Raw genomic sequence first — 13,173 nt, forward strand, 5'->3', positions numbered from 1 at the left:
CTGGTTACTGACGTGCAGCACCTGCATCAGAGAAACCCTGCCGCTGGCCTGAACCTGCCTCCCGCTCAAGGGTACCCGGACGCATGAGTTTTATCACATTTACCGCGTGTTCACGGGCTCGCTGCTCGGCAAGCCATGCAAGCTCAGAATCATCTGCCGCTTCATCCTCATGGACAAAGACCTCAATGATATGCCTGTTTGTCATCAGCTGACACTGGATCAGCCCGGTTGATGCCTCATGAGCACACATCCGGTCTTTTTCCTTGCCACCGGGCATCCCAAGAGCCATGCAGATATCGCACTTGTACTCTTCGAAGAGTTTTTTACAGGCTACCGGGAGGTCCTTGACTCCCGGTACTGTGTATCGTTCGATGACGACACTCCCGTGTTTTTTGAGTTCATCGATCGCGAACTTGCCCATATTTACCCTGGCAAATGTGGTGTCCGCGACACCGATTCTCATCCCAGAACCTCAGCTGCTGCCATGACACCCGAAGATGTCACTTTATGACCGCTCTTCTGGATTGCATACTCGGTTGCTGCAAGTGTTGCAAGGAGTTCAGGCGCTGATACACAGCCCATGTGTCCAATCCTGAATATGACATCTTTTAGATGATCCTGGCCACCTGCAATCTGAATACCAAACTTCTTGACATGGCCTCTGAAGTCCTTGTCGTTTGAGCCCTTTGGAATCCTTGCTGCTGTAACAGTATTTGAGTACTGGTGGATTGCATCAGTCTTCGGGAACATCTCTACTCCCCAGGCGGCAACCGCTGCACGGACGGCCTTTGCCATACGGTGGTGACGGGCAACCCGTTTTTCGATACCTTCCTCTTCAATCAGCAGGCATGCCTCGCGAAGGGCAAAGAAAATCGGAACAGCAGGAGTGTATGGGGTCTCCATTGGAGACTTGGCAGCATTTTTCCGGTATGCCGGAAGATCGAAATAATATGGCGGATTCTTTACAGCCTTTTCCCAGGCACGGGAAGAGACAGAGACCGCTGCAAGGCCTGCCGGAGCGGCTAGACACTTTTGTGAGCCGACAATTGCGACATCGACTCCCCAATCATCAGCCTTTACATTGTCCCCACCAATGGAGGTGACTCCATCCATGATAAAGAGGGCATCATGTTTGCGGCAGATTTTTCCAACTTCTGCACCCGGGTTCAGGATACCTGCAGAGGTCTCGTTGTGGACCATGGTCACAACCTCACACCCGTTCTCCAGGGCTTCCTTTAATGCCTCAAGGTTGAGAGGGGTTCCCCACTCAGACTCTATTGGGACTGCCTCGCCATAACGCTCACCAATCTTCCAGAGGCGCTCACCAAACTTACCGTTGATGAGATGAGCCATCTTTCTGCCCTTTCCAAAGTTGGAGACTGCGGCCTCCATCCCTGCTGTGCCAGATCCAGATATGACCATGAGATCGTTATTTGTTCCAAAACATGTTTTGAGAACACGGACAATATTAGAATAGGCACCACCAAATTCAGCACCGCGGTGATTGATAGCCTGCCTGGCCATCGCGAACCGCACCCGTTCTGGGAGTGGAACCGGACCGGGAAGCATCAGGAGAGTCTCATCTTCCATACAATTCAGCTATACTTATACCACTACTGCCTGATTATATCTTGGAAGATTATGGTTGATGTGAGCATCATCTGCGGTTCTGCCTCTGATGAAGAGGTAGCAGAGAAAGTCTGGACTGTCTTGAAAGAAAAGGGTATCTCATATGATTACCAGGTCATATCAGCCCACCGAAACCCCGGCAGGCTTGACGAGTATGTTGCAGGATCAGACGCAAAGATCTATATTTGTATTGCCGGACTTTCGGCTGCCCTTCCCGGAGTTGTTGCATCTAAAACAGAAAAACCGGTCATCGGTGTGCCAATTTCAGGAAAACTCATGGGCGGACTCGATGCCCTTCTCTCGATTGTACAGATGCCCAAGGGTGTACCCGTGGCTTGTGTCGGAGTTGATAACGGACAAAACGCTGCACTTCTCGCAATAAGAATTCTAAATCTCTGTACATAACACAATCACGGTATGACATCGAAGGTAGTTTTTCAATAGGACAGTAATATAACACAGGAACAGGGCCCAATTTCCCGTTAATAACATCCAAATTTTTAAAACTCGTTATTAGGTTCAGCTGATTCAAATGGATTTCAGCTTTCCAGTTACCCTAGAAGGCTGGTATCTCTTCTTTTTATTTCAACAACAGGTCAAGAATTCCCAGTGAACAATTCCTGTTAGAGTAAACAATTACAATGAATATCGTCTTAACCGAGACGGTGAGATAAAAAAAGTGGTATTGAAGTATTTAGTACCGGCGACGGTTGCCACCGTAGCCGCCACCGCTGCCAAAGTCGCTGCGGGGCTGCATTGGGCGTGCTTCGTCAATACGGAGGGTACGGCCTTCGAAAACAGTCTGGTTCAGTGCATCCATTGCTGCCTGGGCTTCCTCAGAGGTTCCCATTTCAACAAAGGCGAATCCTTTCTGTTCGATTACTTTTACACTTGCTACTTCACCGTACTGGGTGAATAAATCACGAAGCTGACCTTCATTAACAGAGTATGTCAGGTTACCAACGTAGAGTCTCTTTCCTTCCATTGCTAAATCACAGATTCCTTATGTTACATCCGCGAGCTGGCCATCCTGAAAAAATATTCAGAATAAATCAGAGGATTTCCGAAAACAGCCTGAAAACGATTGTCCGTCTTACCGACGAAAATTGCTCACGAAAACTATTGTCAGGATATTCCTGCGTCTGTGTTATAATGTTACTATTACAGGTTCTTATACCTGCGTATCATGTTATGCAAATTTCTTAAAAAAAGATCCCCAGAGGGGTATACTGTATTAGTAACGGCGTCCGGCGCCGCCACCATATCCACCGCGGTCAAATTCGCGGCGTGGCTGCATCGGGCGTGCTTCGTCAATACGGAGGGTACGGCCCTCGAACACGGTCTGGTTCAGTGCATCCATTGCTGCCTGGGCTTCCTCAGAAGTTCCCATCTCAACGAAACCGAATCCTTTCTGCTCGATAACCTTGGCGCTGACCACATCACCATACTTGGAGAATAATTCCCTGAGCTGGGCTTCATTTACGGAGTACGTCAGGTTTCCGACGTAGAGTCTCTTTCCTTCCATAGCAAATCACGTAACTAATTTACATACGCAGATAGCGGCCACAGATCAGGGATCTTGATGATGCCCACGGACTGACGAACATAGCTTTTTCAGAAACGATCTGCCTGAGGCAGATGATGCTTCGAGCGACTATATAACCGGACTACCGTACGTCTGCACGCAAATATTGGTAACATCTATTAAAAAATCTTCCTCACCCTGCAGGAACACGGAAACCTTCCCAATATGGACTCAGTTTCATCCGAAGATATCCCTGACCATCTTCACTGCACAGAGATCTCCACACATGGAACAGGTCTCACGATTACCATCTCTATCATGAATTTCTTTTGCACGCTCAGGAAAGAGAGAAAGAGAGAACTGTTGTTTCCAGTCAAGGTCCCGGCGTGCCTGTCCCATCTGCACCTCACGGTTATAAGCAGCAGCGTTTCCCTGGGCAAGATCGCCAACATGGGCTGCTAAAACCGACGCCCTTGTTCCTTCAATAATATCGTTTGTCCTGGGAAGGGCAAGATGCTCACTCGGCGAGACCATGCAGAGGAAATTTGCCCCGTTCTGGCAGGCGATTGCTCCTCCAATTGCTCCGGTGATATGATCGTATCCAGCTGCAATGTCGGTCACCAGAGGTCCGAGGAGGTAAAGGGGAGCCATGCCCGTGAGTTCTTTGATCATCTTCACGTTGTATCCAATCTGATCGATTGGCATATGTCCCGGCCCTTCTATCATGCGCTGAACACCATGCTCATGAGCACGCCTTGCAAGCCTTCCAAGGTTCAGGTACTCAACAGTCTTGGCTTCCCGCATGGCATCCTCATGGCAACCAGGCCTCATCCCGTCTCCCAGACTTGCAACCACGTCATATTCGGCCAGGATCTCAAGGAGATAATCATACTCTGCCCAGAGCGGGTTTTCTTCATCCCGGGAGATCATCATCGCTGCATGAAATGAGCCACCCCTGGAGACGACGCCCATTGTTCTGGGATCCTGGCGGAGACTCTGCACTACTTCACGATTCACTCCGCAATGGAGTGTGAGAAAATCAACACCCTGCTCACAATGCTCGCGAATGACTTTAAAGAGCAGATCAGCATCAAGGTCAGCAACATTTCCCGCACGCCTGACTGCCTCATAGATTGGGACGGTCCCGACAGTCACCGGAAAGGAGAGGATCATACTGCGTATTTTTGGAAGGTCGCCACCTGTAGAGAGATCCATCAGGCAGTCTGCACCAGCAGATATTGCTGCAGTGGCCTTCTCCTTTTCCATGTCAACATCGCAGAGATCCTGAGAGGTTCCCACGTTCACGTTGACCTTAACCCTGCATCCCTCCCCTATTGCACAGACCGGATGCTCTCGTCTTGGGTTTGCCGGGATCACTACCCTTCCGGTCCGGATCAGTCGCTCCAGCTGATCAGGTTCTATCAGTTCAGTCTTCGCAGCCTGGTTCAGCAGATCGAGATCAACCCTGTACTCCCGGGGAGTCACCATATCATACTTTTTTGCCTTGAGGGAATATCATAGTCACATGACCATCAAGCTCATCCCGGGCAGAGGGATGTATGCCAATGCCTATCTCGCACAGGGAACCGTTCTTGTGGATGCCGGGATCACCCCGATGTCAGTTGAGGCGCATCGGGAATCCATCAAATATATTGTGCTCACCCACTGCCACTTTGACCATATTGCATATTTGGGACCATTGGTTAGTATGACAGGAGCAAAGGTCTGCATTCATGCAGCAGATGCAGATGGACTCAGAGAAGACAATCTGAATCTTGCAATGCAGTTCGGCTCACATTCCCCCGGAATAATTCCAGATATTATCCTTGAGGATGGAAACCAGCTGGAAGGGCTAGAAGTTATCCACACCCCTGGTCATACACCTGGGAGTATCTGCCTCTATAACAAAGAAACAAGAGATCTCATCTCTGGAGACACCGTTTTTTCTGACGGGGCATTCGGGAGATACGACTTCCCAGGTGGAAGCCGGGAAACTCTTAGTACATCACTTGACCGGGTCGCAGATCTGGAAGTAAAAGGATTGTACCCGGGACATGGACTTCCTGCTCTTGATCATGGAGAACGGCACATCAAGGCTGCCCAGGCTCTCATGAGATCAGGGTATGCCTGATCAATGAAACCAGGAATCTATGTTCTCCTTCTCTTTGGAGAGGGTGCAGTCAGAATCGGATCTCTTGGAACAATTTCATTCTCACCAGGGTTTTATTCATATGTTGGATCTGCTCTCGGGCCAGGTGGGCTCGCCCGGGTATCAAGACACATGATGGTGGCTCTGGCCAGGGACAGAAAACCCAGGTGGCATATAGATTATCTGCTCATGAATCCAGGCTTCAGACTTGTCCAGGTGTTCTGCGCTGCGACCCTTGAGCGACTAGAATGCCCTCTTGCGCAGGCCATCAATCTCCCCCCAATCCAGAGGTTTGGATCCTCTGACTGTAGTTGTAAAGGGCACCTGTTCTTTTCTCCTGATAACCCGGAAAAAGTAATCATTGCGGCTTTTGATGCCATAAGGCTGCATCCAATGATCAAACAACCTACATTGTCCAGACATTTCCCCCGGAAAGAGTTTGGCAATGTATAATATTTGTGTAATCAGAATACCTCACACGGGAGGATCTGCACCGGATTGTCCGGTGAGAAATGAATTGTTATGATCAAGGTTGCAATCAACGGGTACGGAACCATAGGTAAGCGAGTTGCTGATGCAGCGGCAGCGCAGAAGGATATGGAGATCATCGGAGTCTCCAAGACAAGACCAACTGCTGAAGCCCTTGTCGCAGTCAAAAAAGGATATCCGGTTTATATTGCTGACATCAGTAAGAAAGCCGCCTTTGAGAAGGCAGGCATCCCGGTTGCCGGATCGATTGAGGAGATGGTCCAGAAGGCTGATGTGATCGTTGATGGGACTCCCGGAGGGGTCGGAGAGTCGAACAAGGCTCTTTACGAAAAATACGGGAAAAAGGCAATCTGGCAGGGAGGAGAAGACCACGATCTTGCAGGATTCTCCTTCAATGCCCATGCAAACTACAAGGATGCCATCGGAAGGCAGTTTGTCAGGGTCGTTTCATGCAACACCACCGGCCTTTGCCGGGTAATCAAGGCACTGGACGACAAGATCGGAGTTGCCAAGGTCAAGGCTGTGATGGTCCGCAGGGGGGCAGATCCTCATGTTGTCAAGAAAGGACCAATTGATGCAGTAGTACTTGATCCACCGACAATTCCAAGTCACCATGGCCCAGATGTCAACACAGTCCTGCCTCACATTGACATCGTAACGATGGCCATGATTGTACCTACTACCCAGATGCATATGCATGCAATCCAGATGGAGCTGAAGAGAGAGAGCTCCAGAGACGAAGTACTGGGTGTCATGAAGGCACATTCACGGATAGGACTTGTTCAGGCAACCACCGGGATCAAGAGTACGGCAGAACTCAAAGAGTATGTTATGGATCTCGGAAGGCCACGTTCAGATCTCTGGGAGAACGGTGTCTTCGAGGCTTCAGTTGCAGTTATTGGCAAAGATCTCTATTTCTTCCAGGCGATCCACCAGGAAGCCGATGTAGTCATTGAGAACGTGGATGCAATCAGAGCCATGGCCGGAGATGTAAAAGACCCCGAGGTTTCAATAAAGATGACCAACGAATCCCTTGGATTTGTCGCTATCTGACCGGCCCACCCAATCATTAACTCTTTTCAGCGCCTACGTGTGTGAATGGATCCCTACTCTCTCGCGGTGCGAAACACGGTCGAGGTCGTCACGGAGGAAGAACTACGTGGACTGCTTGCAAAGTCAGGCAGGAAGGTCTATGCCGGTTACGAACCGAGCGGTGAGATCCACCTCGGCCATCTCGTTACAATCAACAAATTGATTGATTTAAGGGATGCCGGCTTTGAGGTGATCGTCCTTCTCGCAGATCTGCATGCATTCCTGAACCGCAAGGGCACCATGGAAGAGGTTGCCAGACTCGCAGCGTATAATAAAAAATGTTTTGAAGGGCTCGGACTCACAAATATCACCTATGTACTTGGATCAGATATCCAGCTGAGTCGTGAATACCAGCTCCTTGTCCATGAACTTGCCCAGCAGATTACCCTGAACCGGGCAACCAGAAGTATGGACGAGGTCGGCAGACAGATGGACAACCCAACTGTCTCACAGATGGTATACCCGATCATGCAGATGGCAGACATTGCCATCCTTGGGGTTGACGCAGCAGTAGGAGGGATCGACCAGCGGAAGATCCACATGCTCGCACGTGAGTTTCTTCCAGGCAAAGGCTATCCGTCACCAGTCTGTCTCCATGTCCCTATCCTGAACGGGCTTGACGGAAAGAAAATGTCTTCTTCGCAAGGGAATTACATCTCTGTCGCAGATAGTGAAGATGCAATCAGAAAAAAGATGAAGAAGGCATTCTGCCCACCCGAGATCGAGGAGAACCCGGTTCTGCAGGTGCTAAAACATCATATCTTCCCAAGAACCGGATCTCTCACCATTCAGCGACCAGAAAAGTTCGGAGGAGACCGGATGTTAACCTCATACGAAGAGACAGAGCAGGCATACGCAGCTGGTGAGATTCATCCGGCAGATCTCAAGAATGCAACAACCGAATCACTCATACAGATTCTGGCACCTGTGCGAAAATATCTGGAAGGGTAAAAAAGGAGGGGATAAGCATCGAACGCGACCGGCATGATCTCCATAAGTATGACAAACGTGTCGATGCTTCCCGGATGAGAATCAAAGATCTCGATCAACTCAAGGTGCGGGAAGATGTATTTGACGAGATCACCCTCCTAGCCCTGTACAAGATGGTGAACAAAGGCTGGATATCCGCCATAGGTGGCTCTATTTCAACAGGAAAAGAGGCTAACGTCTTTCTTGCGGACAGAAAAGAGGAACAGGTTGCCATCAAGATCTACATGACCAGGACAGCCAACTTCCAGAAGATGCAAAACTACATCGCTGGAGACCGCCGGTTTATTAATATCGGTAAAACCCGGCGGGACATCGTTTTTGCCTGGACAAGAAAGGAGTTCTCAAACCTGAAGCGGGCTCTTGAAGCCGGGCTAGCGGTTCCAAAACCACTTGTCTTTGACAGGAACATCCTGGTTATGGAATTTCTTGGTGAGGATGAAATTCCATATCCCCAGCTCAGAGTTGCAAAAATTCCAGACCCGGCGGTGGTGTATGCAAGTTTGATGGAGTCCCTTCGAATTCTCTGGCAGACAGCAAAACTGGTACATGGGGATCTCTCTGAGTACAATATTCTCTATGGTGGAGGGAAAGCGTGGCTGATAGATATGGGGCAGGCGGTCACACCTGATCACCCTCATTCAATCATCTTTCTCAGGAGGGATCTGGAGCAACTCAACCGGTTCTTCTCTCCCCTCTGTGAAACGATGGTACTTATTGAGGCGATGCGGCAGGTCACCGGTATACCACACTTGCCTGAAAATGCAGGAACTGAACTGAGCGAGGCGTAATATGCAGCAGGAGACACGAATTACCAAGGAACGGATAGGTGTCCTCATCGGAAAGAAGGGGATAACCAAGCGGGAGATCGAGGAAAAGACCAAGACCGTCATTCTTGTAGACAGCGAGGAAGGCCTGGTCTCAATCGAGGGAGAAGAGGCTGACGGATTTCTCAGGGCTGTTGAGGTTGTGAAAGCTATTGCTAGAGGTTTCTCACCTGAACGTGCTTTCAGACTCTTTGAGGATGAGGATCTGTATCTTGAGCTGATGGAACTCTCGGACATAGCCGATACCCCGGCAAAACTTGAAAGAATTAGGGGAAGGATCATCGGAAGGGATGGTAAATCAAGATCACAGATAGAGGACCTGACCAATACTGAGATCTCGGTGTACGGGAAGACTGTCGCTATTATCGGAATGATTGAACGGGTTAAGGTTGCACGTGAAGCGATTGAGATGCTCATCAACGGTGTCTCACATGAAAGCGTGTATGCATTCCTTGATCGGAAAAAGCGTGAACTCAAGCAGGATATGCTGAATTATTATTACTGATCCTGATGCCAAATATCCCACAAAAAAATATTCAGACCTGCAGAGACGGGAGTTCATGGTATCCTTTCTTTTCCTTTTTTTCTCTGTTTATCGCCCTGGATACGATCAGGTGAATCATGGAGATCACAGCCCTCCCCCTTCCAAACACCCTTATTGAGAGTTGTTTAAGTAAGGGGATCAGGGAGCTCTATCCTCCACAGGCAGCCTGTGTTGATGCCGGATTATTAGAGGGGAAAAACCTCCTGATCTCTATACCAACTGCCAGCGGAAAGACTCTGCTTGCTGAGATGGCAATGGCATCTCAGATTGCCAGGGGCGGAAAGTGTCTATATATTGTGCCACTCCGGGCACTTGCCTCAGAAAAGTTCGAAGAGTTTAAAGCTCATGGATCAAAGGTAGGGGTTGCTACCGGGGACTTTGACAGGACAGATAACCAGCTCGGCTCCAACGATATCATCGTGGCAACGAGTGAGAAGGTGGACTCACTCCTGCGTAACCGAACCAGGTGGCTCAGTGAAGTTACACTCATGGTCCTTGACGAAGTTCACCTGATAGGCTCTGAGCACCGGGGAGCGACCCTCGAGATGGTGATCACCAAGATGCGGTACGCAAATCCGCAGATGCAGATCATCGGTCTCTCTGCAACAATTGGAAACCCGAAAGCGCTGGCATCCTGGCTTGAGGCAACCCTGATATCAAGTACCTGGAGACCGGTTGATCTCAGACAGGGGGTGTACTTTGATGGAACAATCACGTTTGGTGGTAAAACAGAGCCGCGTTCAGTAAGGGCTGTTACTAAACATGATGATCTGAATCTCTGCCTTGATACTATCGAAGAGGGGGGTCAGTGCCTGGTCTTTGTGTCTTCACGAAGAAATGCTGAAGCCTTTGCCAAACGGGCAGCTTCTGCGATAAAAGCAGGAACTCCAGATTCAAAGGAACTTGCCATCCGTATAAGGCAGCTGCGGGATGCTGATCAGCCCAATCTTCTGGCAGAGTGTGTAGAGCGAGGGGCTGCATTTCACCATGCCGGGCTCAAACGGGAAGAGAGGCTCATTATCGAGGAGGGATTCAGGAAAGGATATCTGGAGATCATATCAGCAACACCAACCCTTGCTGCCGGACTTAATCTGCCTGCCCGCAGGGTGATCATCAGGGATTACATGCGGTTCACCTCAGGAATGGGCATGGTACCAATCCCTGTGATGGAGTACCACCAGATGGCAGGACGAGCCGGACGGCCACACCTTGATCCATATGGGGAAGCCGTTCTGATCGCAAAGGATCGGCAAACGGTGGAGAAACTTATCGAGTTTTTTATCGATGCCGGAGCTGAGGAGATCGATTCCCAGTGTGCTGACGAAAATGCACTCTGTGCACACATACTCTCCCTGATCGCAACCGGATTTGCAAGGGATACTGCAGCACTTACCGATTTCATGGAGCGGACCTTCTATGCCTTTCAGCACCCTCATTCACGATCCATGGGAAGGATTGTTGGAGAGTCAACACGATTCCTGGTCTCTGCAGCGATGATAACAGATGAGGAGGGCCAGCTCTCTGCAACGAAACTTGGTCACCTTGTATCAGTACTGTACCTCGATCCTCACAGCGCCAGAAATATTCTTGATGTCCTGCAAAAATCTGACCAGGTTACAGATATTGGAATTCTCCACCTGATCTGCACAAGTCCCGATATGCCCCGGTTGTATCTGAAATCAGCAGATACTGCCTCACTCAAGTCATTTCTCTATAAAAACGGTGATGACCTCATGGTCCCACTCCCATATGATTCAGAGGAGGAAGAAATCTGGCTTGCTGCCCTGAAGACAGCGCTAGTACTGACAGACTGGGCAGAGGAAGTTTCAGAAGATAAGATGGAGGAACGGTACAGTATCGGTGCCGGTGATATCTACAACGTGGTTGATTCAGCGAAGTGGCTACTCTATGCAGCAGACAGGCTGGTAGGGATGGAAATTCCTGCTTTCAAAAAAGAGATCAGCCAGATAGGTATAAGAGTACAGTATGGAGTGAAAGAAGAATTGCTCCCTCTGGTACAGCTGCGCAATATCGGAAGGGTGAGAGCCCGCAGACTCTATAATGCCGGGTACACGAACAGGGACAGACTCAGGGAGGCAGGGCTTCCGGTACTAACCCGGATACTTGGTCAGCATCTGGCAAGACAGATTCTCACAGCTGTAGGCGCTAAGGTACCTGATTTACAAATAAGTGGGAAAAAAGAACCCTCTTTATACAGAACTGGGAGTGGTGAAGTTGAGGATTTGACTGACATCCCAAAAATAGGACCCAAACTTGTAGTAAAACTGAGAGAAAATGGGATAAACTCAGTATCTGATATCCTGAAAACAGATTATGAGTCACTTGCTGGAATCATCGGCTCAAAGCGGGCAGAGACAGTACTTCAGTATCTGTCAAATCAACATCAGATCATTTTAGGAGAAGATACTTCAGACGATACCGTAAAAATGGAAAAAGAAAAAGAACAGTTCGGAGTAAAAAGGGCAGGACAGCAGTCATTTAGTGACTTTTTATGAGAAGGGGTAGGTGAGGAGAAGGATGAAAAATGATGCTATTCAATCTGAAGTTCACCAGGTACGGTTTCACGTAACAGAGAATAAGGATTTTTTACAGAAACTCCGTGCTCTGGGTAAAAAATCAAAATGCTCCTTAATCTGCGTAGATCGTAATTCTGTTGCAGGGAGGCGGCATGTTGAGGCGGCATTACATTTTGCTTTCCGGTCATTCAAATCAGATTCACCAATATCCCGGAGTCTTGAGGTTGAATCCCTTCTCTATGCAGCCGGGACAAGGCAGACAGGATTAATAGGACCATTCGGAGTAAAACCTGGTGAAAACGAATGCTACCTGTGTTTAATTCCTCCCTCTGATGAAGCTGAAAAAGAACTTCATGAATTCATGGATTTTGTAGATCATGAAAACTGGGAGGAAATTTCGAGTGAAAAATTACAATGCTTACAGAAGTTATTTGGAATTAGCGAGAATGAACTCCAAATAACAGGGATTGAAAGAATTACTGATCTTGTTCTGGAACGAGTAGCCCTTCTCAATATAAACCGTTGATCTCTGCTATTTTCGAAAAGAAAAAAATTTATTTGTTAGCATGTGTCAACAGATGTTTAATTTCAGGAATAATAATCTCCTTTGTTGCAAGGGTGGCTGCATTCGGTGATCCTGGAATACAAAATATTAGGTTTGTACCAATAGTTCCCGCAATTGCCCGAGAAAGAACCATTCGGGTTCCAACTTCTTGAAAACTTTTTGTTCTGAATAATTCCCCAAATCCATCCAAGTGCTTCTCTAAAAGTGGTTCAACTGCTTCAATCGTACAATCATCTCTTGTTATTCCTGTTCCTCCTGTGAGGATTACACAATTACATATTTCAAGAGCTTTTATTACTCCTGATCTAATAGCCTGAATTTTGTCAGGTATTACTGAAGTGTATAAAATTTGAATATTAGCCTCATTAAGAAGTTGTTTTATTGCTAATCCACTTTTATCTTCTTTTTCTGTTCTTGAAGTTGAAATAACAAGTATTCCAACATGAACAGTGATTTCCTGAATATGTGAAGGATCCATATCTATCATAGGAAGAATGGAAAGAGATAGGTATTGGTTGAATGTTTACCTTTTGTTGTAAACAACCCCCACCCCTTTGTTTCCACTGGAGAAGAATATTTCAGCAGACACTAGTGGAGGTATACTTCAATATATTTTCAGTATGTACCATATTAAAATTTAAGCTTAAATAAGTTGTGTAATGTACAACAAAGAATTACTAAATTTCTGAAATGTATGATTTAATAAAAAAAGGATTTAAAAGATAAAACATTGTTATTTGGAGAGTTCTTCAAAAAAAAGGTTCCAGTGGAAATAAAGGGGTGGGGGTAATCTCATCAAATGATGATGAATGAGATTCAAGTTTATAAT

15 protein-coding genes are annotated in these 13,173 nt (G+C 47.9%); 9 read left to right on the top strand and 6 right to left on the bottom strand.

All coding sequences use genetic code 11. The annotated features are described in order from the left end of the window. Positions 1–4: 4 nt before the first annotated feature. Together ribC and DK846_RS09700 are read right to left on the bottom strand one after the other, a co-directional pair. Positions 5–463: a riboflavin synthase gene (ribC, locus tag DK846_RS09695; protein ID WP_109968731.1), complete on the bottom strand. Its 459-nt coding sequence runs from the start codon at positions 461–463 to the stop codon at positions 5–7. After that, positions 460–1,590, bottom strand: a complete 1,131-nt coding sequence (locus DK846_RS09700; protein ID WP_109968732.1) for a pyridoxal-phosphate-dependent aminotransferase family protein — start codon at positions 1,588–1,590, stop codon at positions 460–462. Before DK846_RS09700 ends, ribC begins: the two co-directional genes overlap by 4 nt. 51 nt (positions 1,591–1,641) lie before the next feature. On the opposite strand from DK846_RS09700, the gene purE reads away from it, so the two are divergent. Beyond that, a complete protein-coding gene (gene purE / locus DK846_RS09705; protein WP_109968733.1) occupies positions 1,642–2,034 on the top strand; it encodes a 5-(carboxyamino)imidazole ribonucleotide mutase in 393 nt (130 codons plus the stop codon). A gap of 289 nt (positions 2,035–2,323) precedes the next feature. Here purE and DK846_RS09710 read toward each other — a convergent pair whose 3' ends face one another. The 3 genes from DK846_RS09710 to thiC all read right to left on the bottom strand — a co-directional run bounded on the left by DK846_RS09710 (position 2,324) and on the right by thiC (position 4,642). Then, positions 2,324–2,614 (bottom strand): RNA recognition motif domain-containing protein, encoded by a 291-nt coding sequence (locus DK846_RS09710; protein ID WP_109968734.1) that lies wholly within the window; start codon positions 2,612–2,614, stop codon positions 2,324–2,326. A 249-nt stretch (positions 2,615–2,863) separates the two neighbouring features. Continuing rightward, positions 2,864–3,154 (bottom strand): RNA recognition motif domain-containing protein, encoded by a 291-nt coding sequence (locus DK846_RS09715; protein ID WP_109968735.1) that lies wholly within the window; start codon positions 3,152–3,154, stop codon positions 2,864–2,866. A gap of 237 nt (positions 3,155–3,391) precedes the next feature. Next, positions 3,392–4,642: a phosphomethylpyrimidine synthase ThiC gene (gene thiC / locus DK846_RS09720; RefSeq protein WP_109968736.1), complete on the bottom strand. Its 1,251-nt coding sequence runs from the start codon at positions 4,640–4,642 to the stop codon at positions 3,392–3,394. A gap of 37 nt (positions 4,643–4,679) precedes the next feature. Between thiC and DK846_RS09725 the strand changes: the two genes are divergently transcribed. The 8 genes from DK846_RS09725 (at position 4,680) to cgi121 (ending at position 12,305) form a co-directional block, all read left to right on the top strand. After that, complete coding sequence (locus tag DK846_RS09725; RefSeq protein WP_181391711.1) at positions 4,680–5,285, top strand: MBL fold metallo-hydrolase; 606 nt, start codon at positions 4,680–4,682, stop codon at positions 5,283–5,285. A 3-nt stretch (positions 5,286–5,288) separates the two neighbouring features. Further along, positions 5,289–5,756 carry a GIY-YIG nuclease family protein gene (locus tag DK846_RS09730; RefSeq protein WP_109968737.1) on the top strand — a complete coding sequence of 156 codons (468 nt, stop codon included), beginning with the start codon at positions 5,289–5,291 and terminating at the stop codon, positions 5,754–5,756. A 69-nt stretch (positions 5,757–5,825) separates the two neighbouring features. Next, positions 5,826–6,845 (top strand): type II glyceraldehyde-3-phosphate dehydrogenase, encoded by a 1,020-nt coding sequence (locus DK846_RS09735; protein ID WP_109968738.1) that lies wholly within the window; start codon positions 5,826–5,828, stop codon positions 6,843–6,845. Between the two features lie 45 nt (positions 6,846–6,890). Next, positions 6,891–7,835, top strand: a complete 945-nt coding sequence (locus DK846_RS09740) for a tyrosine--tRNA ligase (RefSeq protein WP_109968739.1) — start codon at positions 6,891–6,893, stop codon at positions 7,833–7,835. A gap of 74 nt (positions 7,836–7,909) precedes the next feature. Beyond that, on the top strand, positions 7,910–8,662 hold the full coding sequence (locus tag DK846_RS09745; RefSeq protein ID WP_109968740.1) for a serine protein kinase RIO: 753 nt from the start codon (positions 7,910–7,912) through the stop codon (positions 8,660–8,662). A gap of 1 nt (position 8,663) precedes the next feature. Then, positions 8,664–9,203, top strand: a complete 540-nt coding sequence (locus DK846_RS09750) for a KH domain-containing protein (protein WP_109968741.1) — start codon at positions 8,664–8,666, stop codon at positions 9,201–9,203. A 116-nt stretch (positions 9,204–9,319) separates the two neighbouring features. After that, entirely contained in the window at positions 9,320–11,758 is a 2,439-nt protein-coding gene (locus DK846_RS09755; protein ID WP_109968742.1) for an ATP-dependent DNA helicase, read from the top strand. Positions 11,759–11,780: 22 nt separating this feature from the next. After that, positions 11,781–12,305: a KEOPS complex subunit Cgi121 gene (gene cgi121, locus DK846_RS09760; RefSeq protein ID WP_109968743.1), complete on the top strand. Its 525-nt coding sequence runs from the start codon at positions 11,781–11,783 to the stop codon at positions 12,303–12,305. Between the two features lie 28 nt (positions 12,306–12,333). Here cgi121 and DK846_RS09765 read toward each other — a convergent pair whose 3' ends face one another. Next, a complete protein-coding gene (locus DK846_RS09765; protein ID WP_109968744.1) occupies positions 12,334–12,822 on the bottom strand; it encodes a MogA/MoaB family molybdenum cofactor biosynthesis protein in 489 nt (162 codons plus the stop codon). Positions 12,823–13,173 lie beyond the last annotated feature (351 nt).

The sequence above is a fragment of the Methanospirillum lacunae genome (genome assembly GCF_003173355.1).
GTDB lineage: Archaea > Halobacteriota > Methanomicrobia > Methanomicrobiales > Methanospirillaceae > Methanospirillum > Methanospirillum lacunae.